Raw genomic sequence first — 25,674 nt, forward strand, 5'->3', positions numbered from 1 at the left:
TCAACAATCCCCGACCATCCAGCATGCCCGACGCCGCACCCGACCATATAGCACGTGCATTCGATTTACGGCACAGCTTCACCACCTTCACCCAAAGGAGTGGCGCGGCTAGTGTCAGCAGCATGATTGATCACGCTCATGACCTGGCATCTGTACGTGACGCGACCGACCGGCTGCTCACCGCAGCCGCCAAACTGGACAACGTTTCGACGGCCGAGCCGTCACGGCTTCCGGGCTGGACACGCGGCCACGTCCTCGCCCATCTCGCCCGCAACGCGGACGCGCTCGTGAACGTCCTGGAGGGCCGCCCCATGTACGTCGACGGGGAGGCCCGCGACGCCGACATCGAGCGGGACGCGCCCCGCCCCCTCGACGTCCAGCTCGCCGACCTGCGCGACAGCGCGGCCCGCTTCCAGGAGACGGGCGCCGCACCCGCCGACTGGTCGCGCACGGTGGAGCTGCGCAACGGCGTGACCGACTCCGCGGCGCGGGTGCCGTTCCGGCGCTGGATCGAGGTGGAGCTGCACCACGTGGACCTCGGTATCGGCTACGAGCTGGAGGATCTGCCGGCCGAGTTCACCGAGCGGGAGACCGACTTCCTCGCCGAGCGGTTCGCCGGGCACCCCGACGTACCGCCGACGCGGCTGACGGACGGCACGCACGCGTGGAGCACGGGCCGCGCGGCGGACGCCCCCGCGATCACCGTCACGGGTCCGCCCGCCGACCTCCTCGGCTGGCTCGCGGGCCGCCGCGACGGCTCGGGCCTGACGGTCGAGGGCGGGGCACTGCCGGGGCTTCCGCCGCTGTAGACCGGGGCTTCCGCCTCCGTGAGCCGAGGCCTCCTCCTCCGCAAGAGGTGCACGATTCCCGGGCCGCCCGCCCGCTATAGGCTGACCGCCATGACGTACAGCGGACAGGTCACGGTCGGCGGCCCGGCGGACGTGCACGAGCTCCCGGACCTGATGATCACCAAGATCGCGGTCGGCCCGATGGACAACAACGCCTATCTGCTGCGCTGCCGGGCCACGGACGAGCAGCTGCTGATCGACGCGGCCAACGACGCGGACACCCTGCTCGGCACGATCGGCGAGGACGGCATCACCTCCGTCGTCACCACCCACCAGCACGGCGACCACTGGCAGGCCCTCGCCCGGGTCGTCGAGGCCACCGGCGCCCGCACCTACGCGGGCCGCGCCGACGCCGTCGGCATCCCGGTGCCGACCGACGTCCTCGTCGACGACGGCGACACGATCCGGGTGGGACGCGTGGAACTCACCGCGCGCCACCTGGTCGGACACACGCCGGGCTCGATCGCCCTCGTCTACGACGACCCGCACGGGCATCCCCATGTGTTCACCGGCGACTGCCTGTTCCCGGGCGGCGTCGGCAACACCCGCAAGGACCCGAAGGCGTTCGCCAGCCTGATCCACGACGTCGAGACGAAGATCTTCGGCACGCTCCCCGACGAGACCTGGGTCTACCCGGGCCACGGCAACGACACGACGCTCGGCACGGAACGCCCGCATCTGCCGGAGTGGCACGCGCGCGGGTGGTGAGACGGGCGGGTGGTGAAACGGGCGGGTGATCAACACGGGCCGGGCGCAAGGCAGATGAGCACGCGCCCGGCGTGAACCATCACCCTCACGCCCCACCCCCGCGCCCCCAACGCGCCCCGTGTGAACGCTTCACACGCGCCGACCCCATGCGCACGCTCGCGACCCACCTCGTTGCGTAGTCAACTGGTAACAGCCCCGCACAGGATGACGGCTCCTGAGCGGTACGGGCCGCCGGTCCATCGATCCCCGCCCTCGGCCGGCGGCCCGGCGGCTGCCCACGGACTCCCGGGGGGGGCGAAGACCGGGGAGCGGGGGACGTTCACAAAACCGCAACACCGCTTCCCACTATGCGGACATTTACGGTCGTGACCTCGACAAACGGGACGTCCGGCTGTCACTCTCCCGCCATGCATCTTGCCCCTCGCGCACTCCACCGTGCCGTCGCCGCCGCCACCATCGCCCTGCTCGCCACCGCCGTCGGCTGCGCGCCGCAGCCGGAGGACAAGGCGAGCGACAACGCCTCGACGTCGACCGGTACGGCCTGCGCCAAGGGCAAGTTGGCCACCAAGACCTCCGGCAAGCTGACGATCGCCACCGACGAGCCCGCGTACGAGCCGTGGTTCAAGGACGACAAGCCCGCCAACGGCGAGGGCTTCGAGTCGGCCGTCGCATACGCCGTCGCGAAGCAGCTCGGCTACGACAAGAGCGCCGTGACCTGGCAGAGCGTGCCCTTCAACAAGGCGTTCGCGCCCGGTGAGAAGACCTTCGACTTCGACATCAACCAGGTGTCCATCAGCGACGAGCGCAAGAAGGCCGTCGACTTCTCCTCCGGCTACTACGACGTGCGCCAGGCCGTCATCGCGCTCAAGGGCAGCAAGGCGGCGAAGGCGACCAGCATCGCGGACCTCAAGGGCCTCAAGCTGGGCGCCCAGGTCGGCACCACCAGCCTCGACTACATCACCGACGTGGTGAAGCCGACGCAGCAGGAGGCCGTCTACGCCAAGAACGACCAGGCCAAGTCCGCGCTGAAGAACGGCCAGGTGGACGCCATAGTCGTCGACCTGCCGACCGCCTTCTACATCACCGCGGCCGAGGTCACGAACGCCAAGATCGTCGGGCAGTTCGAGAACCAGGGCGGTACGCCGGAGCAGTTCGGGCTCGTGCTCGACAAGGGCAGCGCGCTCACCTCGTGCGTGACGGACGCCGTGGACGCGCTGCGCACGGACGGCACGCTGGCGAAGATCGAGAAGCAGTGGCTCTCCGACGCCGTCGACGCCCCGGTCCTCAAGTGACGGTCACCAAGGACGAGTCCGGCCGGGAGGGCGCGGACGGCGACGCTGACATGCCCGCCGGGGGCGACGGCTACGTCCCCTCGCAGCGGCGGATCGAGCGCGAGCGCCACAAGCGCGCGCGTACCCGCCGCGCGACGGCGATCGCCGCGCTCTCCACCCTCGTCACGGGCGTCGTCCTCTACCTGGTCGTCGTCAACGCGCCCGGCTGGCCGCGCACCAAGGAGACGTTCTTCAACGGGCAGTACGCGCGCGAGGCGTTCCCCAAGGTCCTCGAAGGGCTGTGGCTGAACGTCCGTCTGCTGCTGATCTGTGGTGTGGCGGTGCTGATCCTCGGCATGCTGATCGCCATCGCGCGCACGCTGCGCGGCCCGGTCTTCTTCCCGCTGCGCGTCCTTGCCGCCGCGTACACCGACTTCTTCCGCGGACTTCCGCTGATCATCAACCTGATGATCGTCGTCCTGGGTGTCCCGGCGCTGCGCCTCCAGGGCGTGACCGTCGACCCGGTGTGGCTCGGCGGCACGGCGCTCACGCTGACGTACTCGGCGTACGTGGCCGAGGTGTTCCGCGCCGGCATCGAGTCCGTGCACCCCTCGCAGCGCGCGGCGGCCCGCTCGCTGGGTCTCACCAACCGGCAGGCACTGCGCCACGTCGTGCTGCCGCAGGCCGTGCGCCGTCAGGTGCCGCCGCTGCTCAACGACCTGGTGTCGCTGCAGAAGGACACCGGGCTCGTCTCGATCGGCGGCGCGATCGACGCCGTACGGGCCGCGGACATCATCGTGGGCCGCAGCCTCAACTACACGCCGTACATCGTCGCCGGCCTGGTCTTCGTGGCGCTGACCATCCCGATGACGCGCTTCACGGACTGGGTGACGGCCCGGATGGACCGCCGGCGGGCCCAGGGAGGATCGATATGAGCGACGCGCCCGCGCACGCCTCCGTGCTGCGCATGGAGTCCGTGCGCAAGACCTTCGGCGGCACGGTCGTGCTGCGGGACGTCGACCTGGAGGTCGCCCCGCACACGGTGACCGCGCTGATCGGGGCCTCCGGTTCCGGCAAGTCGACGCTGCTGCGGTGCGCGAACCTGCTTGAGGACATCGACGACGGCGCGATCTGGCTGGACGGCGAGGAGATCACCGACCCGCGCGCGGACCAGGACGCGGTACGGCGCCGTATCGGCGTGGTCTTCCAGGCGTACAACCTCTTCCCGCACATGACCGTGCTGGAGAACATCACGCTCGCCCCGCGGCGCGTCCACGGGGTGTCCCGCGCCGAGGCCGAGGAGCGGGCCAGGGAGTTGCTGGAGCGGCTCGGGCTCGGCGGCAGGGCGGGCGAGTACCCGGACCGGCTCAGCGGCGGCCAGCAGCAGCGCGTGGCGATCGTGCGGGCCCTCGCCGTGCGGCCCCGCCTGTTGCTGCTCGACGAGATCACCGCAGCCCTCGACCCGGAGCTGGTCGGCGAGGTCCTCGCGGTCGTCCGCGACCTCAAGGCGGACGGCATGACGATGGTGCTGGCCACACACGAGATGGGCTTCGCGCGGGACGTCGCCGACCAGGTTTGTTTTCTGGACGGAGGGGTCGTCCTGGAGCGCGGCAGCGCCGAACAGATCTTCGGCGACCCGCAGGAGGAGCGCACACGGCAGTTCCTGCGGCGGATCGTGGAGGCGGGCCGGCTGTAAGGGGCGCGCGCCATGGGCATCGGTGCTTACGGCGGGACGTGCGGCCGTACGCCTCCGGGCGTCTACGCCTCCGCCTGCGCCGGTCCCGCCAGCGCCGCCACCCGCTCCACTCCGAACACATACCCCTGCACCCCGCACCCCGCGATGACCCCGTCGGCGCGCAGCGAGACGTAGGAGTGGTGCCGGAAGGACTCGCGCTGGTGGATGTTGGAGATGTGCACCTCCAGTACCGGCAGGCCGTCACAGGTGTTGAGCGCGTCCAGGATCGCGACGGACGTGTGCGAGTAGGCGCCGGGGTTGATGACGATCCCGCAGTGGTTCAGCCGGGCCTCGTGGATCCAGTCGACCAGCTCGCCCTCGTGGTTGGACTGACGGAAGTCCACCGTGCCGCCGTGCGCGGCCGCCGCCTTGACGCACAGGGCCTCGACGTCGGCCAGGGTGTCGCGGCCGTAGATCTCCGGCTGGCGCTGGCCGAGGAGGTTGAGGTTGGGCCCGTTGAGAATCATGATCGGGGCGTTGGCCAGGGTGCGGGGCACGGTTCCTCCGGTCCGGTGAAGTCGGCTGCTGGGACCCGGTTTATCACGATGCGACGCGCGCGGGTCCGCCCGTACCCTCCCGCCATGACGACGATCTCGTACCCGCCCAAGCCCTCGCCCGGCGACCGCATAGCCGTCGTCTCGCCCTCGTCGGGCCTGCCCGGGATCCTGCCGCTCCCCCACGAACTGGGCCTGGAGCGGCTGCGCGAGGAGTACGGCCTTGAGCCGGTCGAGTATCCGACGACCCGGAAGATGGGCTCGACGCCCCAGGAGCGCGCCGACGACCTCCACGCCGCGTTCGCCGATCCGACCGTCAAGGCGGTCATGGCGTCGATCGGCGGCGACGACCAGATCACCGTACTTCCGCTGCTGGACCGGGAGTTGATCCGGGCGAACCCGAAGCCGTTCTTCGGTTACAGCGACAACACCAACCTGCTCGCGTTCCTGCGCACCACCGGGATCGTCGGCTTTCACGGGGCGGCGGTGATGACCGAACTGGGCCGGCCGGGCGCCCTGCACCCGCAGACCGCCGGCTCCCTGCGCGCCGCGCTGTTCACCTCGGGCGCGTACGAACTGCGGCCCGCCGAGCGCTGGAACGACGTCAACCGCGACTGGGCCGATCCCACGACCTTCGACGCGGAACCGCAGACCCGCCCCGGCACCGGCTGGACCTGGGAGAACGCCGACCGGGTGGTCGAGGGACGCAGTTGGGGCGGCTGTCTGGAGATCATCGGCTGGCTGCTCATGGCCGACCGCGAGATCGCGCACGACCAGAGCGCGTACGACGGTGACGTGCTGTTCCTGGAGACCTCGGAGGAACTGCCCAGCGCCGACGAGGTGTTCCGCACCCTGCGCAATATGGGCGAGCGCGGGTTGCTGCGACGGTTCTCCGCCCTCCTGATGGGCCGCCCCAAGACCTGGTCCTTCGCCCGCCCCAACAGCCCGGAGGAAGGCGCCCGTTACGCCGCCGGACAGCGCGAGGCGGTGCTGCGGGCCATGCGTGCGTACGCCCCCGACGCCACGATCGTCTTCGACGTGGACCTCGGCCACACCGACCCCCAACTCGTCATCCCCTACGGCGGTCTCGTCCGCGTCGACGGCCCCGCCCGGCGCATCACCGTCACGTACTGACACCCACCGCGCGCCCTCGCGCCCCCGTAACCCGCGATCACCGTGGGTAGTTGACGCGGCATGCACGATGTACGCACCGTAAGGGCCCCTTCCATGCTGCGGCTGGCGGCCGCCTCGCTCGCCGGGACCGCCATCGAGTTCTACGACTTCTTCGTCTACGGGACCGCCGCCGCGCTGGTCCTGGGGCCGCTGTTCTTCCCGACGTTCTCGCCGCTGGCGGGGACGCTGGCCGCCTTCGGGACGTTCGGCGTCGGCTTCGTCGCCCGGCCGCTCGGGTCGGTGCTGTTCGGGCACATCGGGGACCGACGCGGGCGCCGGCCGGTCCTGGTCGCCTCGCTGCTGCTGACCGGCGGCGCGACGGTCGCGGTCGGCTGCGTACCGACGTACGACACGATCGGGGTGGCCGCGCCGGTGCTGCTCCTGGTGCTGCGGTTCGTGCAGGGGCTCGGGCTCGGCGGGGAGTGGGGCGGGGCCGTGCTGCTGACCGCCGAGCACGCGCCGGCCGAGCGGCGGGCGCTGTGGTCGAGCTTCCCGCAGATCGGGCCCGCCCTGGGCTTCCTGCTCGCCAACGGTGTGGTGCTGGCCCTGTCGACGGCGCTGTCCGACGCGCAGTTCGCCCAGTGGGGCTGGCGCGTGCCGTTCTGGATCGCGGGGGTGCTGGCCGCGGTCGGGCTGTGGCTGCGGTCCTCGCTCGTCGAGAGCCCCGGCTTCCTCGAGATCGGCGACCACGCGCGCGTGCCGCTCGTGGAGGTCGCGCGCGACCACTGGCGCCTGGTCCTGCTGACGGCCGGGGCACTCGCCGTCGGCTACGCGATCTTCTACACCGTCACGACGTGGTCGCTGGCGTACGGGACGGAGCGGCTCGGGGTGAGCCGTACCGTCATGCTGACCTGCATCATGGCCGCGGTGGTGGTGAAGGGTTCGCTCACCCCGGTGGCCGCGCTGCTCGGCGACCGCTACGGGCGCCGGACCCTGTGCCTGGCCGGGTGCACGGCCGCCGCGGTGTGGATGTTCCCGATGGTCGCGCTCCTCGCGACCGGGCAGCCGCTGCTGATGTTCGCCGGCTTCCTGGGCGCGCTGCTCGCGTTCGTCACGATGTTCGGGGTGATCGCCGCGTACCTGCCCGAGCTGTACGAGCCTCGGGTGCGCTGCACGGGAGCCGCCGTCGGCTACAACCTGGGCGGTGTGCTCGGGGGCGCGCTCACGCCGATCGCGGCGACGGCGCTGGCCGAACAGGGCGGGCGGGTGCCGTGGGGCGTGGGCGCGTATCTGACCGGAATTGCCCTGCTGAGCCTCGGATGCTTCGCGCTGCTGCCCGAGACGCGGCCGGTGCCGAAGCTCGTGGCCGAACCAGTCATGGAGTGACCAGAAAAGTCACGGGCTGATCGGAAGCGGTCATGGATTGATCGCCAGCTCCAAGTAGGCCGCAAACAGCACCAGATGGACCCCGCCCTGCAGCGGTGTGGCGCGGCCCGGCACGACGGTCAGCGAGCTCACCACCACGGTCAGGGCGAGCAGCACCATGTGGGTGGAGCCGAGGCCGAGGACGAGCGGGCCAGACAGCCAGATCGACGCGAGGGCGACGGCGGGGATGGTCAGGCCGATGCTGGCCATGGCCGAGCCGAGCGCCAGGTTCAGGCTGGTCTGCACACGGTCGCGGCGAGCGGAGCGGAGTGCGGCGATGGTCTCGGGGAGCAGCACCAGCAGGGCGATGATCACGCCGACGACGGCGTGGTGCAGTCCGGCCTTCTCCACGCCCGATTCGATGGTCGGCGACACGCCCTTGGCCAGGCCGACGACACCGATCAGGGCGAGGCCGAGCAGGCCCAGGCTGATGCGCGCGGTGCGGGCGGAGGGGGCGTCGGCGTGGTCGTCGCCGGTGATCACCTCGCCCTGGCGGGTGATGGGGAGGAAGTAGTCGCGGTGCCGCACGGTCTGGGTCGCCACGAACAGGCCGTACAGGATCAGCGAGGAGACAGCCGCGAAAGTGAGCTGGACACCGGAGAACTCCGGGCCGGGCTTGCTGGTGGTGAAGGTCGGCAGCACCAGGCTGAGGGTGGCCAGGGTGGCGACGGTCGCGAGGGCGGCGCCGGTGCCCTCGGGGTTGAAGACCGCGAGGCCGTGGCGCAGGGAGGCGACGAGGAGGCAGACCCCGACGATGCCGTTGCAGGTGATCATGACAGCCGCGAAGACCGTGTCCCGGGCCAGGGTCGAGCTCTTGCCGCCGCCGTCCGCCATCAGGGTGACGATCAGGGCGACCTCGATGATCGTGACGGCGACGGCGAGCACGAGGGAACCGAAGGGCTCGCCGACCCGGTGGGCGACGACCTCGGCGTGGTGCACGGCGGCGAGTACGGCTCCGGCGAGGACGATCGTCACCAGCGCGACGACCGCCCCGGGCAGGTCGCGTCCCCAGGTGAAGGCGAGCAGGACGACCGCGAGCACCGGCACGAGGACGGTCCACCGCGTGGTGAGCGACCTGAGCCCAGTGATCATGCAGCGATCGTCGCAGAGGCGTTCGGGCCCCGCACTCCGGCGGTGTGGGGCCCACACTCCGGCGGTACGGAGCCCGAACTCCGGCCGTGCGGGGCCGGAACGCCTCACCTGGGCCCGGAGCGCCTCACTCGAACCCCGCGCGCGTCACTTGAGTTCGGTCATCTCCTCGACGTCGCAGTCGATGAAGGACGGCGGCCTCGTACACAGCGCGGCCATCTGCTGCGCGAACCTGGTCGTCTCGGGGTCGTCGCTGTTGGCCATGGCTTCCTCGTGGGAGTTGAACTCGATCACCACGAGGTAGCGGCCCGGCTGATTGCGGTCCTTGAGCACGAGACGGTGCGTGGGACCGCCGGGGCGGTCCGCGAGCCGCTGGTCGGTCTCCTCGGCCAGCTTGCGCATCTCCTCGATGCGGTCGGTCTCGAAGTCGACGATCTGCACGAACTTCGTCGGTGCGTCCACGATGCCTCCACCCGGTGGTGCGTCCCCGGGCGGGAACGCTCACGACTCAACGAAGCACCGGGAGTGCCCCTCGGCAATTCGCCGAGGGGCACTCCCGGTGGTGGTTGTTCCTACGTCCGTCGTGGTCAGGTCTGGATGCGATCCTTCGGAGCGCTTTCGCTCGCCTCCTGCGCCGCCTCGGCCGCCGCCTGCTTCTTGGAGGCCATGAGGCTGGTGATCGTGGTGACGATCAGGACACCGCAGATCACGCCGAGGGAGACCGGGATGGAGATGTCCGGGACGTGCACGCCGGACTCGTGCAGGGCGTGCAGCACCAGCTTGACGCCGATGAAGCCGAGGATGACCGACAGGCCGTAGCTGAGGTGGACCAGCTTCCTGAGCAGACCGCCGATGAGGAAGTACAGCTGCCTCAGGCCCATCAGGGCGAACGCGTTGGCCGTGAACACGATGTACGGGTCCTGGGTCAGGCCGAAGATCGCGGGGATCGAGTCGAGCGCGAACAGGACGTCCGTGGTGCCGATCGCGAGCATCACGACCAGCATCGGGGTCATCACCCGCTTGCCGTTCTCCTGGATCCACAGTTTGGTGCCGTGGTAGCGGTCGGCGACACCGAAGCGGCGCTCGGCGGCCTTGAGCAGCTTGTTCTCCTCGAACTCCTCGTCCTCCTCGTCGGCCCGGGCCTCCTGGATGAGCTTCCAGGCGGTCCAGATGAGGAAGGCGCCGAAGAGGTAGAAGACCCACGCGAAGCTGGCGAGGATGGCCGCGCCGGCCGCGATGAAGATGGCCCGCAGGACCAGGGCTATGAGGACGCCGACGAGCAGCACCCGCTGCTGGTACTGCGAGGGCACCGAGAATTTCGCCATGATCAGGACGAAGACGAAGAGGTTGTCGACGCTCAGCGACTTCTCGGTGATGAAGCCGGCGAAGAACTCGCCGGAGGGCTGGCCACCGCTGAAGACCAGCAGGCCGAGGCCGAAGAGTCCGGCGAGGGCGATCCAGACGACCGTCCAGATCCCCGCTTCCTTGATCGAGACGTCATGCGGCTTGCGGCCGATGAAGAAGTCGATGGCGATGAGGGCGGCTAGGCCCACGACGGTCAGGACCCAAAGGGTCGGCGAAACATCCACTGCGCCTCCGGCAGTACGTAACGGCAAATGTCAGCGTCGTCGCTGCCGGAGGTCTCTTCCACCCACGTGTGGGCCGACGCCCCGGGATCTGGCCTGATCCGTATTGACGGGTACGCCGCAAGTGTCAGGGAGTACTCCCCTCCGTAGGAAGAACAGTACCCCAATCACCAAGAAAAGGTAAAGCGATTGGCAAAAGAAAGGCAAAAGAGCTGGTCAGAGGCTTTCACCGTAGCCTGGTCCGGGCCTCGGCAACCCTGGCGAGCACCTGCTGGAGCACCTGACTGCCGGGCGGGACAAGCGCCGGCTCGTACGTCCAGGCGTGCCCGACCCAGGGGTCGGCGAGATGGTCGTCGGGTATCGGGGTGAGTCGCAGCAGCGAACGCCACAGCGGGTCGAGCAAAGGCCCGTACGCGGCGGCCTCCTCCCGGTCCGCGACCATCATCAGGTGGACGCCCACGGCCGGGCCCTCGTCGGCGAGGTAGCGCAGCTGGGTCACGGCCCGGTCGTCGAAGCCGTGCGGGAAGTCGTGGACGATCAGCAGCTGCTCCGCCGTGTCCAGGCCGGGCGGCAGGGCGTCGGCCATGCCGCCGCGCACCGCCATCTGCACCAGGTCGACGCGCTGGGTGAGCCGGGCCAGGACGTCGGCCACCCCGGCGGCGCCCGGGGCGGGCGGGGTCGCAAGCACGCCCGACTGCACCAGCGGCGCGAACGCCTGCCCGCCGGAGCCGGCCGGATCGATGACGTGCACGCCGAACTCGCCCGCCGGATAGACCGCGAGCAGCCGGGCCGCCAGCGCCACCGCCGTGTCCAGCGCGAGGCGGCGCAGGTCGTGGGAGTCGGCGAACGAGTCGTCCGGCAGTCCGGCCTGGCCGCTGTCGATCCACAGACCGCGCTCCAGCGGCAGCCGGACCAGCATCGGAATGCGCAGCAACTCGCTCTCGGGCAGGTGGAGATCGCCCAGGCGCAGGGCCATGGGGATCTCCATCGGCACCCGGTAGCCGTGCCACACGGGGTTGTCCCAGCGGGCGAAGGCCGGCGGCAGCGCGGGCTCCACGACATCGGCCTCGGCCGCGAGCTGGCCGAGGTCCCGGTCCAGGGAGGCCCTGGCCTGGTCCACCAGCTGCGCGTGCTTGGCACGGGCCGCCTCGCGCGCCGCGTCACCCTGTCCACCGATCCGGCTGCGCGGGTCGGACAGGGCCTGGTCGAGCTCCTTCTCCATACGGGACTCGGCGAAGTCGACGGCACTGCGGTACGCGGCCGTGGTGCGGGCAAGGTCCTCGAACATGCCCCAGATCTGGTTGTAGAGCCGCTCGTCCATAGACCAGCCGTTCGCGTCGCCCGCGACGGGCTGCGCGGGCTGCCCGGGCCGGGAGGGCGGTGCGGTCGGCGGCGGCGAGGGCGGAGCGCCGGTCTGGCGCCGCGGGTGGCTGTAGTCGACCGGGCCACCGGCCGTGGGGGCGGCGGGCTGGGTGACGGTCGAGGGATCCGCGGGCGCGGGCCCCGCGGGGTACCCGGGCTGCGCACCCGAAGCCGCGTACGGCGAGGTGGCGTGCGGGGGTACGGGACCGGGGGCGCCCTGGGGCGCGGAGCCGGCCTGGGGTGCGGGACCGGACTGGTCCGGGCCGGGCGCCGGGGCGGCCGTCTGGCGCGTACGGTCGCCGTCCGCCGTGCGCTGCGGAGGCGCCTGCACCGAGCGGGCCAGGCCCTGCGCCACCGCGTCGTTGATACCGCTCGCGAGCCGGTGGGCCTCGGGCAGGCCCTGGTCGGTGAGGAGTTCGGCGAGTCCGCCGGCGTAGCCCTGGCCGACGGCGCGCACCTTCCAGGCGCCCTGCCGGCGGTAGAGCTCCAGGGCGACGACGGCCGACTCGGTGTCCAGACCGGTGATGGTGTAGCTGGCGACCTCGGTGCCGTCCAGGCCGGTGACCGCGATGAAGGGGGCGGCGACCGCGCCGAACCGGACCGGGCCGCCGACCCCGACGGGCAGCGCGAGCAGCACACAGACACGGTGCACCGCCTCCGGCACGGCGCCCAGGTCCACCGCGAGGCGATGGCCGGCCGCCGCCTGCTTGGAGACCTCCAGGCCCGGCAGGGTGGGTGCGCCCGGGTGGGCCACCCACTCCACGCCGTGCACCTTGCCGTTCTCGTCGCCCAGAGTGGCCGAGGCCACGATGGGCGCGCCGGCCGAGACCCGGATCTCGAGTCGGGCCTGGGAGAGCGGGTGGTTCTGTCCCCGCACCAGCTCGGCCGTCATCGCCTTAGTCCCCCTGTGTCGCTGGTGTTGCGCTGGTCCGTCGTGTCGTGTGCCGCTCGCTCGGTCGCCGGTCCGTCTACAGGTGCGGCAGGATCGACGGCATCAGGTCCTGGAAGGTACGGCCGTTGGCCGGGGTGCCGATGGCCGTCAGCGTCCAACCGGGGCCGGCGCGGTGCACCTTGGCCATGATCTGGGCCGTGTACTGGCCGCCGCCGGCCAGCGTGTAGCGGGCCAGCTCCTGGCCGTTGGTCTCGTCGACCAGGCGGCAGAACGCGTTCTGCACCTCCTGGAAGGTCTGGCCCGTGAAGGAGTTCACGGTGAAGACGATCTGGTCGATGTGGACCGGGACGCGCGAGAGGTCGACGAGGATCGCCTCGTCGTCGCCGCCCTGACCGACACCGCCCACCAGGTTGTCGCCGGTGTGGCGCACCGAGCCGTCGTCGCTCACCAGGTGGCGGAAGAAGACGACGTCGACGGGCTGCTTGTCCGCGAACAGGACGGCGGAGGCGTCGAGGTCGATCTCCCGGGTGCGGGAGCCGAACAGGCCGCGCCGGGGAGCCGCCTGCCAGCCGAGACCCATGCGGACCGCGGTCAGGCTGCCGCCGTCGTTCTTCTGCAGACTGATGGCCTGACCCTTGGTCATGTTGACGGTCACGTGCCGATTCCCCTCTCGAACTGTCCCCTGTTGCCGCGGCGTCCGCGGTTGTCAGAACCCTACGCACGGCAACTGACAGTGCCGTACCCCGGTCCGCACTTTGTGTCGGTCTTGCAACACAGCGCGTTCGCATCCGGGATACGGCGTGGTCAGGCCAGCCCTGCCTCACGCATCTGCCGCAGTTCCTTCTTCATCTCCGACACCTCGTCGCGCAGCCGGGCCGCGATCTCGAACTGGAGGTCCGCGGCGGCGGCGCGCATCCGAGCCGTCATCTCCTCGATCTGGCCCGCGAGTTCGGCCGCGGGACGGTCGGTGGGCACCGTCTCCTTGGCCTTGCCCCTGGCGGCCTTGCCTGCGCCGGCCGCCTTGCCGCCGAGGGAGGGCACGGGCGCCTTGGCGCCCTTGCCGTCCTTCCCCTTGCGGTAGCCGGAGCCGAGCAGCTGCTCGGTGTCGACGTCCTCGCGGGCGATCTGCGCCACGATGTCGTTGATCTTCTTGCGCAGCGGCTGGGGGTCCAGGCCCCGCTCCTCGTTGTACGCGACCTGCTTCTCCCGGCGGCGGTTGGTCTCCTCGATGGCCTTCTCCATCGCCGGGGTGATCTTGTCGGCGTACATGTGGACCTCGCCCGACACGTTGCGAGCCGCGCGGCCGATGGTCTGGATGAGGGAGGTACCGGAGCGCAGGAAGCCCTCCTTGTCCGCGTCGAGGATCGCCACCAGGGACACCTCGGGCAGGTCGAGGCCCTCACGCAGGAGGTTGATGCCGACCAGCACGTCGAACTCGCCGGAGCGCAGCTCGCGCAGCAGCTCGACGCGGCGCAGGGTGTCGACGTCGCTGTGCAGGTAGCGGACCTGGATGCCGAGCTCCAGGAAGTAGTCCGTCAGGTCCTCGGCCATCTTCTTGGTCAGCGTGGTGACCAGGACGCGCTCGTCCTTCTCGACGCGGCCCCGGATCTCGTGCACCAGGTCGTCGATCTGGCCCTCGGTGGGCTTGACGACGACCTGGGGGTCGATCAGGCCGGTGGGGCGGATGATCTGCTCGACCACGCCGTCCGCGCGCGAGAGCTCGTACTTGCCCGGGGTCGCCGACAGATAGACCGTCTGTCCGATGCGCTCCTGGAACTCCTCCCACTTCAGCGGGCGGTTGTCCAGCGCGGAGGGCAGGCGGAAGCCGTGGTCGACGAGGGTGCGCTTGCGGGAGGCGTCGCCCTCGTACATGGCACCGATCTGCGGGACCGTGTTGTGCGACTCGTCGATGACGAGCAGGAAGTCGTCCGGGAAGTAGTCGATCAGGGTGTTGGGCGGGGAGCCGGGCTCACGGCCGTCGAAGTGCATCGAGTAGTTCTCGACGCCGGAGCAGGAGCCGATCTGGCGGAGCATCTCCAGGTCGTAGGTCGTGCGCATGCGCAGGCGCTGGGCCTCCAGAAGCTTGCCTTGCTTCTCCAGCTCGGTCAGCCGCTCCCCGAGCTCCTTCTCGATGTCGTTGGCGGCCCGCTCCAGGCGCTCGGGGCCTGCGATGTAGTGGGAGGCCGGGAACACGTAGAGGTGCTCGTCGTCGCTGATGATCTCGCCGGTGAGCGGGTGGAGCGTGGACAGGGCCTCGATCTCGTCGCCGAACATCTCGATGCGGACGGCCAGTTCCTCGTAGACCGGGAAGATCTCGATGGTGTCGCCGCGGACGCGGAAGGTGCCTCGGGTGAAGGCCAGGTCGTTGCGCGTGTACTGGATGTCCACGAAACGGCGCAGCAGCTGGTCGCGGTCGATCTCGTCGCCGACCTTGAGGGGGACCATGCGGTCCACGTACTCCTGCGGAGTACCGAGGCCGTAGATGCAGGAGACCGAGGCGACCACGACGACGTCGCGGCGGGTGAGCAGCGAGTTGGTCGCGGAGTGGCGCAGCCGCTCCACCTCCTCGTTGATCGAGGAGTCCTTTTCGATATAGGTGTCCGACTGGGGGACGTAGGCCTCGGGCTGGTAGTAGTCGTAGTACGAGACGAAGTACTCGACGGCGTTGTTCGGCAGCAGCTCGCGGAACTCGTTGGCCAGCTGGGCGGCCAGGGTCTTGTTCGGCGCCATCACGAGGGTGGGGCGCTGGAGCTTCTCGATCATCCACGCGGTGGTGGCGGACTTGCCGGTGCCGGTCGCGCCGAGCAGGACGACGTCCCTCTCGCCGGCCTCCACGCGCTTGGCCAGCTCGGCGATGGCCGCCGGCTGGTCACCGCTGGGCTGGTAGGAGCTGACGACCTCGAAGGGCGCCACCGTGCGTTCGATGTTGGAAACGGGCCGCATGACACCAACCGTACGACCCGCCACTGACAACGCGGTCGGATCAGCGGTTCTGCGGGGTGCGTGAGCCGCGCTCGCTCATGTGGCGGCGGATGCGCGGCGACGAGTGGTGACCCCGGTGGTGGATGTCGGGGTGGGGGTGGGCCGGCACGCCCGGCTTGTGCTCGACGGGGGTCCGGTCGGGTTTGGCGACCATCAGCGGGTCGAACAGCACGACCACGCCGGCCAGCAGCAGGAAGGCCAGCGGACCGACCAGCATGAGGGCGAGCAGGCCCGTGGTCGAGTCGCCGGTGGTGGGGTCACCCGTGCTGTGCAGGTGGACGCTGAGGGCGGCCATGCCCATGTAGTGCATGCCGGTGACGGCGAGCCCCATGACGAGACTGGCGCCCACGCTCCACAGGATGCCCTTGACCTGTCCGGCCGCCCAGAGCGCGGCGGTGGCGGCGGCCATCGCGACGACGACCGAGGCGGCGACGGTGAGGGTGTTGTACCGGAGGGTTCCGTCCAGGCGCATGCCGGCCATGCCCAGGTAGTGCATGGAGGCGATGCCCAGACCGGTGATGGTGCCGCCGGTGAACAGGGCCGCTCCGGACGCGCCCTTGTAGCCGACTATGAAGATCCCGACGCCCACCATGAAGACGGCGACGGCGAGGCTGGCGAACGTCATCGGCTTGTCGTAGTGGATCGGCGCCTGTTCGACCGTGAAGCCCATCATGGCGACGAAGTGCATGGTCCATATGCCGGAGCCGATGGCCGCCGAGCCGAGGGCGAGCCAGCCGGGGCGCCAGGAGCCCTGGACGCTCATGGATCTGGTGGTGCAGCGAAGGCCCAGAGCCCCGCCCAGGCAGGCCATGAGATAGGCCACCAGCGGTGTGACGAGTCCGTACCTGAAACCGTCGACCGTGCCTTGCATGCGCGGCTGTCCTTCCCGCCCTCTTGGTGTCGCTGAGTCCCCGAAATGCGCCCCCTCCCAGGACCGCCCGAGCGGCCAGGGTTGACGCAGAGAGTATGACCCCCACCGGAATGGTCGAACGATTTTCCGGCAAAGAAACACGCCCTTGCCCCAGTTGTGCGGCCCTGGTGAGCGGGCTTGGACAACTCCGTTCAATGTGTGGTCATTGTGCATCGCACCGCTCATCACCCTCTGCTGTCACAGTTGATCCGTCCGTGATCTCCCGACGCGAGGAGTACGCATGTACGCGCGCGTAGTCGCCGCTTTCGCCGCCGCGCTCCTGGGGGCCACCGCCCTGCTGCTGCCCACCTCCGACGCCCGGGCGCGCGTTGTCGGCGAGCCGCCCTCGGTCGTCGCCCACCGCGGTGCCTCCGCCCTGGCGCCGGAGAACACCCTGGCCGCCGTCGACGCCGCGGCCGGGCTGGGCGTCGACTGGGTCGAGAACGACGTCCAGCGCACGAAGGACGGCGCACTCGTCGTGATCCACGACGACAGCCTGCGGCGCACGACCGACGTGGAGGAGGTCTTCCCCGGCCGCTCTCCGTGGAAGGTGAAGGACTTCACCGCGGCGGAGATCGCCCGCCTGGACGCGGGGAGCTGGTTCGCCCCCCGTTTCGCAGGGGTGCGCGTGCCCACCCTCGATGAGTACATGCGCAGGGTGGAGGACAACGGCCAGAACCTGCTCCTGGAGATCAAGAATCCGGAGCTGTACCCCGGGATCGAGCAGCAGATTCTGAAGCTCCTCGGCAACGAGGGCCGGCTCGATCGGCCGTATCCGGACGGCCGGCTGATCGTGCAGAGCTTCAGCGCGGACAGCCTCAGGCTCGTCCACGACCTCGCCCCCGGCGTCGGCACGGCCTTCCTCGGGACGCCTCCGGTGGCGGACCTTCCCGAGTACGCGGCCTTCACCGACGGGATCAACCCCTCGTACGCCTCGATCTCGACCGACTACGTCTCCGCCGCCCACGCGCTCACCGGGCCGCACGGCAGACCGCTCGCGGTCCTCGCCTGGACCGTCGACGACGCGGCGACCGCCCTGCGAGTGACCGGCTACGGCGTCGACGGCGTCATCAGCAACAAGCCGGACGTGGTCCGGGCGGCCCTGCGCGAGCGGTGAGTCCGGTCCGGCCCCGGGGAGCCGGCACCGGCCCGGCGTCCGCTCCCCGGGCGTTGTCAGTGGCGGGTCGTACGGTGGGGCGCATGGACAGCCATGGGCAGTACGAGCAGCAGGTCGTGTGGGCGGTGGTCGACTCCGGGATCGGGCCGCTGCTGCTGGCCGCGACCCGGGAGGGCCTGGTCAACGTGGTCTTCCACGCCACGGACGCGGTGCGGGACCATGCGCTCGGTCGACTCGCGTCGCGGCTCGGCAGCGAGCCCGTGGAGGATCCGGACTCCCCGCTGCTGGCCGAGGCGATAGCCCAGTTCGAGGCGTACTTCGCGGGCGAGCGGCACGACTTCGAGCTGCCGTTGGACTGGTCGCTGATCTCCGGCTTCAACCGCCAGGTGCTGCGCGAGCTGGCGGCCGGCGTCAAGTTCGGTCACGTCGTCGGCTACGGGGATCTGGCCCGGCGGGTGGGGCAGCCGGGCGCGGCCCAGGCGGTGGGCACGGCGATGGGCTCCAACCCACTGCCCATCGTCGTGCCCTGTCACCGGGTCGTGGAGAGCGACGGCGGCATCGGGGGCTTCGGGGGCGGCCTGGAGACCAAGCGGCAACTGCTCGCACTGGAGGGCGTCCTGCCCCAGCCGCTGTTCTGAGACCGCCGGGACCGCCGTCCGGACCGCTGTTTTGAGAAGGGTGCGGGACAGACCGCGCGAGGGGTGGTCGGAAGCCGGGGGCGGTAGCAGACTCCGCCGTGCGTACAGCCACGGGCATCCGCGAACTCGGAGCCGAAGGGACGGCGATCACGCATGAGCGGAAACAGGGCAGTCGCATATCTCAAGCCGGGTGCGGTGGAGGTCAGGACCATCGACTACCCGACGCTTGAACTCCAGGACGGGCCCGGGGTCGCACCGGACAACGTCGGCCGCAAATGCCGGCACGGAGTGATCCTCAAGGTGCTCGCCAGCAACATCTGCGGAAGCGACCAGCACATGGTGCGCGGGCGGACGACCGCGCCCGAAGGGCTGGTCCTCGGACACGAGATCACCGGAGAGGTCGTCGAACGGGGTCCGGACGTCGAGTTCATCGACGTCGGCGACATCGTCTCCGTACCGTTCAACATCGCCTGCGGCCGCTGCCGCAACTGCAAGGAGGGCAAGACAGGCATCTGCCTGAACGTCAACCCGGCCCGCCCCGGGGCGGCTTACGGGTATGTCGACATGGGCGGCTGGGTCGGCGGCCAGGCCGAGTACGCCATGGTCCCGTACGCGGACTTCAACCTGCTGAGGTTCCCGGACCGGGACGAGGCGCGCGAGAAGCTGCTCGACCTCACCATGCTGTCGGACATCTTCCCGACCGGTTTCCACGGTGTGGTGTCCTCGGGCGCCGGCGTCGGCTCGACGGTGTACGTCGCCGGGGCCGGCCCGGTGGGTCTGGCGGCGGCCGCGTCGGCGCAGCTCCTGGGCGCCGCCGTCGTCATCGTCGGCGACCTCAACGCCGAACGCCTCGCCCAGGCGCGGAGTTTCGGCTGTGAGACCGTCGATGTCGCGCAGGGCAACATCGAGGAGCAGATCGCGCAGATCCTCGGGGAGCCCGAGGTGGACGCCGCGGTCGACGCGGTCGGCTTCGAGGCACGGGCCCACGGTCCGGACGCTCCGGAGGCACCGGCGACGGTGCTGAACTCGCTGATGGGCATCACGCGCGCGGGCGGTGCGCTGGGCATCCCCGGGCTGTACGTCACCGATGACCCCGGCGGGGTCGACGAGGACGCGAAGTCCGGGACGCTGAAGGTGCGGCTCGGCCTCGGCTGGGCCAAGAGCCACCGGTTCACCACCGGTCAGTGCCCGGTGATGAAGTACAACCGGAGCCTGATGCAGGCCATCCGGCACGGGCGCGTGCACATCGCCAAGGCGGTCAACGCGACCGTCGTCGGCCTGGACGACGCACCGCGCGGCTACGCCGAGTTCGACCAGGGCGCCAGCCGCAAGTACGTGCTCGATCCGCACGGGGCGCTGCGGGGCGTACGGCCCGTCTGAGGCCGTGAAAAGGAAGGGTGCCCACGCGCGCGTGGGCACCCTTTTCAGTGGCGCTGCCTGAGGCTGTTGTCCGTGGCCGCCGCTAGTCGTAGTGCCGGGCTTCGAAGACGTTCCCGTCCGGGTCGCGGAAGTAGAAGCTGCGGGTGGCGTTGCCGCGGGCGCCGAAGGAGTCGTAGGAGATCTTCGAGACGGGGACGGCGCGTTCCTCCAGGCGGTCGCGGAGGGTGTCGAAGTGCTCGGCGGGCAGGGCCAGGCAGACGTGGTTGACGGGGTGGCCCGAGCTGTCGGCGGCGCCGGGGAGCATCTTCATCCGCTCCGCCATGGAGTGGGGCATGAGGTCGATGATGGTCTCGTCGTTCAGTCGTACGGAGGGGAACGGGATGCTGCCCTCCGTGAACTCGGTGAGCCGCACGGGGCGCAGGCCGACCGCCTTGTCGTAGAAGTCGGCCGAGGCCACCGGGTCGGTCACCCACAGGACCACGTGGTCGAGACGTGTCGTGTTGTCCGTCATGCCCCTCAGGCTGGTGTCGTCTCCCACAGGCCGCAAGTGTTTGACCGGCTCTGTCGGCTGCCAGAGATGAGGGAAGAACCGATGACAGGAGTGAGGCGCGTGGTGCTGGTGGTGTCCGAAGAAGTGCGGGCGGCGATCGACGCGCGTCGACCCGTGGTGGCCCTGGAGTCCACGATCATCGCGCACGGGCTGCCGCGTCCGCGCAATCTGCAGGTGGCGCTGGAGCTGGAGGACGTCGTACGGCGGGAGGGGGCCGTTCCCGCGACGATCGCGGTGCTGGACGGGCAGCCCCGGGTCGGGCTCGACAAGGAGCAACTGGAGCGGGTCGCCAACGAGGACGGGATCCGCAAGCTGGGCCATCGGGACCTGCCGCTCGCGGTGGCGTCCGGGGCGAGCGGCGCGACTACCGTGTCGGCGACGGCACTCCTGGCGGCCCTCGCGGGTGTGCGGGTGTTCGCGACGGGCGGTCTCGGCGGTGTGCACCGGGAGTGGACGGTCACGCAGGACGAGTCGGCCGACCTGGGGTTGCTGGCGCGGACACGGATCACGGTGGTGTGCGCCGGCGTGAAGTCGATCCTGGACGTGCCGGCGACCCTGCAACGGCTGGAGACGCTGGGCGTCGCGGTGGCCGGGTACGGCACCGACCGCTTCCCCGGCTTCTATCTGTCGGACTCGGGACATCCGGTGGACTGGACGCTGGACAGCCCCGAGCAGGTCGCTGCGGTCATGCGGGCGCAGGACGCGCTCGACGGGCCCGAGTCGGCGCTGATCGTCGCCAACCCCGTGCCCGAGGACGAGCAGCTCGATCCCGAACTCCACGCGCGTGTGCTCGCCGACGCGCTGCACGCGTGCGAGGCGGAGGGCATCACCGGCCAGGCCGTCACACCGTTCCTGCTCGGCTACCTGGTCGAGCACACCGACGGTGCCTCGCTGACCGCGAACCTGGCCGCGGTCCGCGGCAACGTACGGCTGGCGGCGCGGATCGCGGCGGCCCGGGCCGCGGCGTGACCACGGCACCCGGCGGGGCGCTGCTGGTGGTCGGGGACGTCGTCACGGACGTCGTCGCCCGCCACTGGGGGCCACTGGCCGCGGGGACGGACACGGCGGCCGAGATCCGGACGGTGGCGGGCGGGGCGGGCGCCAACGTGGCCTGCTGGGCCGCGCATTGGGGCTGCCCCGAGGTACGACTGCTCGGACGGGTGGGCACGGACGCGGCCTCCTGGCACGAGCGGGAACTGACCGCGAGCGGCGTACGGCCCCGGCTCGTCGTCGACGAGGAGGCGCCGACCGGGACGGTGATCTGCCTGGTCGACACGGGTGCTTCCGCCGAGCGGACGTTCCTCACGGACAGCGGCGCCTCGCTGCGTCTGGATCCCGGCGACTGGTCGGACGCGCTGCTCGACGGTGTGGCCCGGCTGCACCTGTCGGGCTACCTGCTGTTCTCCGAGCCGAGCCGCGCACTGGTCTCGGTGGCGCTGGCGTCGGCACGCGCGCGTGGTGTGCCGGTGAGCCTGGACCCCGCGTCGGCGGGCTTCCTCACGGAGTTGGGCGTCGACCGTTTCCTGGAACTCGTCGCCGGAGTGGACGTCCTGCTGCCCAGCCGGGACGAGGCCTGCCTGCTCACGGGGCTGCCCGACCCGGCCGACGCGGCGGCGAAACTGAGTCGGTACGCCCCGCTGGTGATCGCCAAGCAGGGCGCGGAGGGCGCGTTGGTCGCCCGCGCCGGAGCGGTGCGCGCCCACGTTCCCGCGACCCCGGCCACGCCCCGGGACACAACCGGGGCCGGGGACGCCTTCACCGGCGCGTTCCTCGCCGCGCTGCTCACGGGCGCCGAGCCCGAGGACGCGGCGCGCGAGGGGTGCCGTGCGGGAGCGCTGGCGGTCGAACGGGTGGGCGGCCGACCGCCTGGGCGAGGTGAGGGCGGGCGAGGGTAAGGGGGTGAAGTGGGGGTCGGCGGAGCTTAGGAGGCAGGCGGGGGTCGGCGGAGCTCAGGAGGCAGGCGGGGGCCGGCGGAGCCGAGGAGCCAGTCGGGGGCTGGCGGAGCTGAGGCATCGAGGCCAGGACTGGCGGAGCCGAGCCAGCGCGGTCAAGACAGGCGGAGCCAAGGCGGCACGGTCAAGACCGGCGGAGCCGAGCCAGCGCGGTCAAGATAGGCGGAGCCAAGCCAAGCAGGCCTGGACCGGCGAAGCCGAGCCCGCACGGTCAAGACGAGTGGAGCCAAGGCGGCGCGGTCAAGACCGGCGAAGCCGAGCCAGCGTGGCCAGGGCCGCCTGGCCCAGGCGGTGAGGGTGCGGGCGGATCCAGCGACCGCCCAACTCCCCTCCCCTCCCTACGCCTTGCGCCCCCACGCCGAGATCATCGGGGCCGTGGCCAGGTCCATGTCGCCGGCCGCGATGTTTGCCAGGTGGCGGTCGATGTCCTCGTCGGTCGCGATGCCTGCGGTGACGAGTTGCTCGCGGATCTGGCGGATCGTCGCGGATTCGAGGGCCGTGCAGGCGGGTGAGGCGACCGGGAAGTAGGCGTCAGCCTCGACGCGGCGCAGTCCGGCCTCGCGGAGCAGCCGCGGGAGTGTGCGGCCGTAGGAGAGGTCGGCGCCCCGCTCGGCGAGGAGTTCGCGGAAGCCCTGCCGCAGCCGGTTGGCGAGCCGCTCTTCGGGACCGTGCTCGTCGGGGCTGGTCAGGGGCTGCAGGGCGGGGTCGGCGTCCTCGATCAGGAGGTGGCCGCCGGGTCGCAGGGCCTTGATCATCGACTCCAACGCCCGTTCCCGGTCCGGTACATGGACCAGGACGAGCCGGGCGTGCACCAGGTCGAAGCCCTCCCCCGGGGGTTCCTCGGCGCCTACGTCGTGGACGCGGACCGCCACCGGCGGGCGGGCGGCCGGGGTCAGCCGGGAGGTGTCGATGTCGGTCGCGACGACCTTGCCGGTGGGGCCGACCTTCTTCGCCAGCCAGGACACCACGGAGGTGCCGCCGGCACCGACCTCCCAGCAGCGCCAACCGGGTCCGATGCCGAACCGCTCGAGGTGGCGGAAGGTCGTGGGGTCGAAGAGGGTGGCGAAGGCGTCGAAGCGCTCCTGGGCCTCGGACTGCCGGTTGTTGAGGAGATATCCCTCGGTTCGCGTCATGCCGCGATCATCCCAGTTGCCCGGCTCGGCGGAAGCGGGCGACGCGGCGAAACCCTTCGTCCACAGGCGGGAACAAAGCGGAACATTCTGTTTCCACAGGCTTACCCGCCCCTCACGCCGACCTGGCAAACTGGCCGACCAAGGCGGAGGAACGCGGCGCGGGCCGTCGTTCCGTGCGTCAGATCCGGGAGATCCACGCAAGGAGATCCGAATGTCCATGGCAGGGAATCTGCGGAGGGTCACGAGCCTCGGCGGGGTCGGCGGCCTCCGCAAGGTGGCACGGCTGGCTCGACGGCGCCCACGCGTCGACCTGAGCCACCATGCCCGGTCTCCGCTGGGCTCCTCGGTGGTGAACTGCGTGACGTACCGGGACGGCGAGCGGGTGCCGGTCGGCAAGGATCTGGTCGACACGGTGGAGCAGGTGCGCAAGCAGCGCGACGGATTCGTGTGGCTGGGGCTGCACGAGCCGACGGACCAGGAGTTCGCCGGCATCGCCGAGCTCTTCGACCTGCACCCGCTGGCCGTCGAGGACGCGGTCGAGGCCCATCAGCGCCCGAAGCTGGAGCGCTACGGCGAGACGCTGTTCGCGGTGTTCAAGACGGTCTGTTACGTCGAGCACGAGAAGCTGACGGCGACGAGCGAGGTGGTGGACACCGGCGAGATCATGGTCTTCGTCGGCGAGGACTTCGTGATCACCGTGCGGCACGGCCGGCACGGCTCGCTGGGCCCGCTGCGCGAGGAGCTGGAGGCCAGTCCGCAGCAGCTCGCCAAGGGGCCCGCGGCGGTGCTGCACGCGATCGCCGACCACGTGGTCGACGATTATCTGAGCGTCACGGACTCCGTCCAGGGGGACATCGACCAGGTCGAGACGGACGTGTTCGCGGAGAACGGCGCGCGGGCCGACCCCGGGCGGATCTACCAGATGAAGCGCGAACTGCTGGAGCTGAAGCGGGCGGTGGTCCCGCTCGCCCGGCCGATCGAGGATCTCGCCACCCGGCCGATCCGGGTGGTCGACCCGGAGATACAGGCCTACTTCAGGGACGTCTTCGACCACCTCATGCGAGCGAAGGAGCAGATCGCCTCCTTCGACGAGCTGCTCAACTCGATCCTGCAGGCCCACCTCGCGCAGGTGACGGTCGCGCAGAACGAGGACATGCGCAAGATCACCGCCTGGGCCGCGGTGATCGCGGTCCCGACGATGGTCTGCGGGGTGTACGGCATGAACTTCGATCACATGCCGGAGCTGCACTGGAGGTTCGGGTACCCCCTGGTCATAGGCGTGATATCGGTGTCGTGCCTGGTGCTGTACCGCGGCTTCCGGCGCAACGGCTGGCTCTGAGGGGGCCGGTTCCGAGGCGCACGGTCGCCGCGGGGTGGGTCAGCGGGGTGGGTCAGCGGGGTCCGGTCCTGGCGTAGACGCTCTCCGCCCAGGAGGCGATCTGCTCCTCCGTCAGATGCTGGGCGAGGTCGGCCTCGCTGATCATGCCGACCAGACGCTTGTTCTCGATGACGGGGAGCCGGCGGATCTGGTGGCTCTGCATCTCCTCGAGCACGTCGCCGACGTCGGCGCCCGAGTCGATCCAGCGGGGGGTGCCCTGGGCCATCTCGCCTGCGGTGATCTTGGCCGGGTCGTGGCCCATGGCCACACAGCCGACGACGATGTCCCGGTCGGTGAGGATGCCGCAGAGCCGCTCGTTCGCGTCGCTGATGGGCAGGGCTCCGACGTTCAGCTCACGCATCAGCTGGGCCGCGCGGTCCAGCGTCTCGTGGGCGGGGATCCACTGGGCGCCCCGGTGCATGATGTCTCCGGCGGTGGTCATGGAGTACCTCCTGATGCCGGGCGGCCGGCGCGGCACGGGGGGTACCGCTGGTCCCGGCGCCCTACATTCTCGCCGCGCGAGAGGACGGACGCACCCGGAACCGGGCGGTAACGGCGGAGCCGAACCGTGCGGGCGTACAGGCAGGGGCGGGCGCGAGCACAGCGGCAGGCGCGGGCGCAGAGGCAAGGTGGCGTTCAGACCGAGAAGCCCACGATCTTCGTCGGGATGACGCGGATGATCACGCGGACCTCGTCGCCCTTCTCGGCGGGCGGGTCGATGCCGAGGTACTTGCGCGAGAGCTCGTACGGGAGGCGCTTGTCCGGGTCCGGAAGGATCTCGGCGGTGCCGCGGATCTCGACCGATGTGTAGGGGTCGGCGAGGTCGAAGACCGAGACGCTGACACGGGGGTCGCGGCGGAGGTTGCGCACCTTCTGACGCCCGTCGGTGGAGGAGAAGAGGACGGTGTCGCCCTCGCGTTTGATCCAGACCACGGAGTTCTGCGGGGCGCCGTCGGGGCCGAGGGTGGCGATGCCGGCGAAGTTCTTGCCGTCGAGGAGGGCGCGGACCGGTTCGTCGAAGGAGATCGTCATGACGTCAGCGTACTTATATGCACGTGCATTTAAAAGAGATGCGCCCGGGCGACCGCACAACGACGGTTCGGGCCGCTCA

At 70.6% G+C, this 25,674-nt stretch carries 25 protein-coding genes; 13 read left to right on the plus strand and 12 right to left on the minus strand.

Going from position 1 to position 25,674, the window contains the following annotated elements; all coding sequences use genetic code 11:
* Positions 1 to 122: 122 nt before the first annotated feature.
* The 5 genes from ACIQI8_RS10685 (at position 123) to ACIQI8_RS10705 (ending at position 4,523) form a co-directional block, all read left to right on the plus strand.
* Positions 123 to 809 carry a maleylpyruvate isomerase family mycothiol-dependent enzyme gene (locus ACIQI8_RS10685; RefSeq protein ID WP_402347157.1) on the plus strand — a complete coding sequence of 229 codons (687 nt, stop codon included), beginning with the start codon at positions 123 to 125 and terminating at the stop codon, positions 807 to 809.
* Positions 810 to 899: 90 nt separating this feature from the next.
* On the plus strand, positions 900 to 1,556 hold the full coding sequence (locus tag ACIQI8_RS10690; protein WP_402347160.1) for an MBL fold metallo-hydrolase: 657 nt from the start codon (positions 900 to 902) through the stop codon (positions 1,554 to 1,556).
* A 407-nt stretch (positions 1,557 to 1,963) separates the two neighbouring features.
* Positions 1,964 to 2,848 carry an ABC transporter substrate-binding protein gene (locus ACIQI8_RS10695; protein WP_402347162.1) on the plus strand — a complete coding sequence of 295 codons (885 nt, stop codon included), beginning with the start codon at positions 1,964 to 1,966 and terminating at the stop codon, positions 2,846 to 2,848.
* Positions 2,845 to 3,762 (plus strand): amino acid ABC transporter permease, encoded by a 918-nt coding sequence (locus tag ACIQI8_RS10700; protein WP_402347165.1) that lies wholly within the window; start codon positions 2,845 to 2,847, stop codon positions 3,760 to 3,762. The genes ACIQI8_RS10695 and ACIQI8_RS10700 overlap by 4 nt, the downstream gene beginning before the upstream one ends.
* Positions 3,759 to 4,523 carry an amino acid ABC transporter ATP-binding protein gene (locus ACIQI8_RS10705; protein WP_402347168.1) on the plus strand — a complete coding sequence of 255 codons (765 nt, stop codon included), beginning with the start codon at positions 3,759 to 3,761 and terminating at the stop codon, positions 4,521 to 4,523. The genes ACIQI8_RS10700 and ACIQI8_RS10705 overlap by 4 nt, the downstream gene beginning before the upstream one ends.
* A 62-nt stretch (positions 4,524 to 4,585) precedes the next feature.
* On the opposite strand, the gene aroQ is transcribed toward ACIQI8_RS10705, so the two are convergent.
* Positions 4,586 to 5,059: a type II 3-dehydroquinate dehydratase gene (aroQ, locus tag ACIQI8_RS10710; RefSeq protein WP_402347170.1), complete on the minus strand. Its 474-nt coding sequence runs from the start codon at positions 5,057 to 5,059 to the stop codon at positions 4,586 to 4,588.
* An 84-nt stretch (positions 5,060 to 5,143) separates the two neighbouring features.
* On the opposite strand from aroQ, the gene ACIQI8_RS10715 reads away from it, so the two are divergent.
* Both ACIQI8_RS10715 and ACIQI8_RS10720 read left to right on the plus strand, forming a co-directional pair.
* Positions 5,144 to 6,190, plus strand: a complete 1,047-nt coding sequence (locus ACIQI8_RS10715) for a S66 peptidase family protein (protein WP_402347173.1) — start codon at positions 5,144 to 5,146, stop codon at positions 6,188 to 6,190.
* 93 nt (positions 6,191 to 6,283) lie between these two features.
* Entirely contained in the window at positions 6,284 to 7,555 is a 1,272-nt protein-coding gene (locus ACIQI8_RS10720) for an MFS transporter (protein WP_402347176.1), read from the plus strand.
* 30 nt (positions 7,556 to 7,585) lie between these two features.
* Here ACIQI8_RS10720 and ACIQI8_RS10725 read toward each other — a convergent pair whose 3' ends face one another.
* The 7 genes from ACIQI8_RS10725 to ACIQI8_RS10755 form a co-directional block, all read right to left on the minus strand.
* Positions 7,586 to 8,686 carry a calcium:proton antiporter gene (locus ACIQI8_RS10725; RefSeq protein WP_402347179.1) on the minus strand — a complete coding sequence of 367 codons (1,101 nt, stop codon included), beginning with the start codon at positions 8,684 to 8,686 and terminating at the stop codon, positions 7,586 to 7,588.
* Between the two features lie 144 nt (positions 8,687 to 8,830).
* Entirely contained in the window at positions 8,831 to 9,145 is a 315-nt protein-coding gene (locus ACIQI8_RS10730) for a hypothetical protein (RefSeq protein WP_402347182.1), read from the minus strand.
* Positions 9,146 to 9,270: 125 nt separating this feature from the next.
* Positions 9,271 to 10,272, minus strand: a complete 1,002-nt coding sequence (locus ACIQI8_RS10735; protein WP_402347185.1) for a TerC/Alx family metal homeostasis membrane protein — start codon at positions 10,270 to 10,272, stop codon at positions 9,271 to 9,273.
* Between the two features lie 223 nt (positions 10,273 to 10,495).
* The gene (locus tag ACIQI8_RS10740) at positions 10,496 to 12,523 is read right to left on the minus strand and encodes a TerD family protein (RefSeq protein WP_402347187.1); all 2,028 of its coding nucleotides are present in this window, start codon (positions 12,521 to 12,523) and stop codon (positions 10,496 to 10,498) included.
* 76 nt (positions 12,524 to 12,599) lie between these two features.
* Entirely contained in the window at positions 12,600 to 13,178 is a 579-nt protein-coding gene (locus tag ACIQI8_RS10745; RefSeq protein ID WP_402347190.1) for a TerD family protein, read from the minus strand.
* Positions 13,179 to 13,327: 149 nt separating this feature from the next.
* Positions 13,328 to 15,466: an excinuclease ABC subunit UvrB gene (gene uvrB, locus ACIQI8_RS10750; RefSeq protein ID WP_402347193.1), complete on the minus strand. Its 2,139-nt coding sequence runs from the start codon at positions 15,464 to 15,466 to the stop codon at positions 13,328 to 13,330.
* Between the two features lie 40 nt (positions 15,467 to 15,506).
* Positions 15,507 to 16,376, minus strand: a complete 870-nt coding sequence (locus tag ACIQI8_RS10755; protein ID WP_402347196.1) for an MHYT domain-containing protein — start codon at positions 16,374 to 16,376, stop codon at positions 15,507 to 15,509.
* A 280-nt stretch (positions 16,377 to 16,656) separates the two neighbouring features.
* On the opposite strand from ACIQI8_RS10755, the gene ACIQI8_RS10760 reads away from it, so the two are divergent.
* The 3 genes from ACIQI8_RS10760 (at position 16,657) to fdhA (ending at position 19,550) form a co-directional block, all read left to right on the plus strand.
* Positions 16,657 to 17,532: a glycerophosphodiester phosphodiesterase gene (locus ACIQI8_RS10760; RefSeq protein ID WP_402347199.1), complete on the plus strand. Its 876-nt coding sequence runs from the start codon at positions 16,657 to 16,659 to the stop codon at positions 17,530 to 17,532.
* 83 nt (positions 17,533 to 17,615) lie between these two features.
* The gene (locus ACIQI8_RS10765; protein WP_402347202.1) at positions 17,616 to 18,170 is read left to right on the plus strand and encodes a methylated-DNA--[protein]-cysteine S-methyltransferase; all 555 of its coding nucleotides are present in this window, start codon (positions 17,616 to 17,618) and stop codon (positions 18,168 to 18,170) included.
* Positions 18,171 to 18,323: 153 nt separating this feature from the next.
* Positions 18,324 to 19,550, plus strand: coding sequence for a formaldehyde dehydrogenase, glutathione-independent (gene fdhA / locus ACIQI8_RS10770; protein ID WP_402347205.1), 1,227 nt, complete (start codon positions 18,324 to 18,326; stop codon positions 19,548 to 19,550).
* 82 nt (positions 19,551 to 19,632) lie between these two features.
* Here the strand turns inward: fdhA and ACIQI8_RS10775 are convergent, their stop codons facing one another.
* The gene (locus tag ACIQI8_RS10775; RefSeq protein WP_402347208.1) at positions 19,633 to 20,061 is read right to left on the minus strand and encodes a VOC family protein; all 429 of its coding nucleotides are present in this window, start codon (positions 20,059 to 20,061) and stop codon (positions 19,633 to 19,635) included.
* Positions 20,062 to 20,160: 99 nt separating this feature from the next.
* Here ACIQI8_RS10775 and ACIQI8_RS10780 point away from each other — a divergent pair, with 99 nt between their 5' ends.
* Complete coding sequence (locus tag ACIQI8_RS10780; protein ID WP_402350351.1) at positions 20,161 to 21,069, plus strand: pseudouridine-5'-phosphate glycosidase; 909 nt, start codon at positions 20,161 to 20,163, stop codon at positions 21,067 to 21,069.
* Entirely contained in the window at positions 21,066 to 21,995 is a 930-nt protein-coding gene (locus ACIQI8_RS10785; RefSeq protein WP_402347211.1) for a carbohydrate kinase family protein, read from the plus strand. The genes ACIQI8_RS10780 and ACIQI8_RS10785 overlap by 4 nt, the downstream gene beginning before the upstream one ends.
* Positions 21,996 to 22,390: 395 nt before the next feature.
* Here ACIQI8_RS10785 and ACIQI8_RS10790 read toward each other — a convergent pair whose 3' ends face one another.
* Positions 22,391 to 23,185, minus strand: a complete 795-nt coding sequence (locus ACIQI8_RS10790) for a methyltransferase domain-containing protein (RefSeq protein ID WP_402347214.1) — start codon at positions 23,183 to 23,185, stop codon at positions 22,391 to 22,393.
* Between the two features lie 211 nt (positions 23,186 to 23,396).
* Between ACIQI8_RS10790 and ACIQI8_RS10795 the strand changes: the two genes are divergently transcribed.
* On the plus strand, positions 23,397 to 24,524 hold the full coding sequence (locus tag ACIQI8_RS10795; protein ID WP_402347217.1) for a magnesium and cobalt transport protein CorA: 1,128 nt from the start codon (positions 23,397 to 23,399) through the stop codon (positions 24,522 to 24,524).
* Between the two features lie 52 nt (positions 24,525 to 24,576).
* Here ACIQI8_RS10795 and ACIQI8_RS10800 read toward each other — a convergent pair whose 3' ends face one another.
* Positions 24,577 to 25,005 (minus strand): CBS domain-containing protein, encoded by a 429-nt coding sequence (locus tag ACIQI8_RS10800; protein WP_124004415.1) that lies wholly within the window; start codon positions 25,003 to 25,005, stop codon positions 24,577 to 24,579.
* Positions 25,006 to 25,199: 194 nt separating this feature from the next.
* Positions 25,200 to 25,595, minus strand: coding sequence for a PPOX class F420-dependent oxidoreductase (locus ACIQI8_RS10805; protein ID WP_402347220.1), 396 nt, complete (start codon positions 25,593 to 25,595; stop codon positions 25,200 to 25,202).
* Positions 25,596 to 25,674: the final 79 nt, after the last annotated feature.

The sequence above is a fragment of the Streptomyces sp. NPDC092369 genome (assembly GCF_044755245.1).
Taxonomy (GTDB): domain Bacteria; phylum Actinomycetota; class Actinomycetes; order Streptomycetales; family Streptomycetaceae; genus Streptomyces.

What these genes read in the sequence shown, in the direction of transcription:
- uvrB (WP_402347193.1), bottom strand. Translation starts at nt 15,466, where the DNA reads ATGCGGCCCGTTTCCAACATCGAACGCACGGTGGCGCCCTTCGAGGTC.
- ACIQI8_RS10725 (WP_402347179.1), bottom strand. Translation starts at nt 8,686, where the DNA reads ATGATCACTGGGCTCAGGTCGCTCACCACGCGGTGGACCGTCCTCGTG.
- ACIQI8_RS10720 (WP_402347176.1), top strand. Translation starts at nt 6,284, where the DNA reads ATGCTGCGGCTGGCGGCCGCCTCGCTCGCCGGGACCGCCATCGAGTTC.
- ACIQI8_RS10790 (WP_402347214.1), bottom strand. Translation starts at nt 23,185, where the DNA reads ATGACGCGAACCGAGGGATATCTCCTCAACAACCGGCAGTCCGAGGCC.
- ACIQI8_RS10805 (WP_402347220.1), bottom strand. Translation starts at nt 25,595, where the DNA reads ATGACGATCTCCTTCGACGAACCGGTCCGCGCCCTCCTCGACGGCAAG.
- fdhA (WP_402347205.1), top strand. Translation starts at nt 18,324, where the DNA reads ATGAGCGGAAACAGGGCAGTCGCATATCTCAAGCCGGGTGCGGTGGAG.
- ACIQI8_RS10775 (WP_402347208.1), bottom strand. Translation starts at nt 20,061, where the DNA reads ATGACGGACAACACGACACGTCTCGACCACGTGGTCCTGTGGGTGACC.
- ACIQI8_RS10760 (WP_402347199.1), top strand. Translation starts at nt 16,657, where the DNA reads ATGTACGCGCGCGTAGTCGCCGCTTTCGCCGCCGCGCTCCTGGGGGCC.
- ACIQI8_RS10800 (WP_124004415.1), bottom strand. Translation starts at nt 25,005, where the DNA reads ATGACCACCGCCGGAGACATCATGCACCGGGGCGCCCAGTGGATCCCC.
- ACIQI8_RS10685 (WP_402347157.1), top strand. Translation starts at nt 123, where the DNA reads ATGATTGATCACGCTCATGACCTGGCATCTGTACGTGACGCGACCGAC.
- ACIQI8_RS10705 (WP_402347168.1), top strand. Translation starts at nt 3,759, where the DNA reads ATGAGCGACGCGCCCGCGCACGCCTCCGTGCTGCGCATGGAGTCCGTG.
- ACIQI8_RS10795 (WP_402347217.1), top strand. Translation starts at nt 23,397, where the DNA reads ATGTCCATGGCAGGGAATCTGCGGAGGGTCACGAGCCTCGGCGGGGTC.
- ACIQI8_RS10765 (WP_402347202.1), top strand. Translation starts at nt 17,616, where the DNA reads ATGGACAGCCATGGGCAGTACGAGCAGCAGGTCGTGTGGGCGGTGGTC.
- ACIQI8_RS10740 (WP_402347187.1), bottom strand. Translation starts at nt 12,523, where the DNA reads ATGACGGCCGAGCTGGTGCGGGGACAGAACCACCCGCTCTCCCAGGCC.
- ACIQI8_RS10715 (WP_402347173.1), top strand. Translation starts at nt 5,144, where the DNA reads ATGACGACGATCTCGTACCCGCCCAAGCCCTCGCCCGGCGACCGCATA.
- ACIQI8_RS10695 (WP_402347162.1), top strand. Translation starts at nt 1,964, where the DNA reads ATGCATCTTGCCCCTCGCGCACTCCACCGTGCCGTCGCCGCCGCCACC.
- ACIQI8_RS10755 (WP_402347196.1), bottom strand. Translation starts at nt 16,376, where the DNA reads ATGCAAGGCACGGTCGACGGTTTCAGGTACGGACTCGTCACACCGCTG.
- ACIQI8_RS10690 (WP_402347160.1), top strand. Translation starts at nt 900, where the DNA reads ATGACGTACAGCGGACAGGTCACGGTCGGCGGCCCGGCGGACGTGCAC.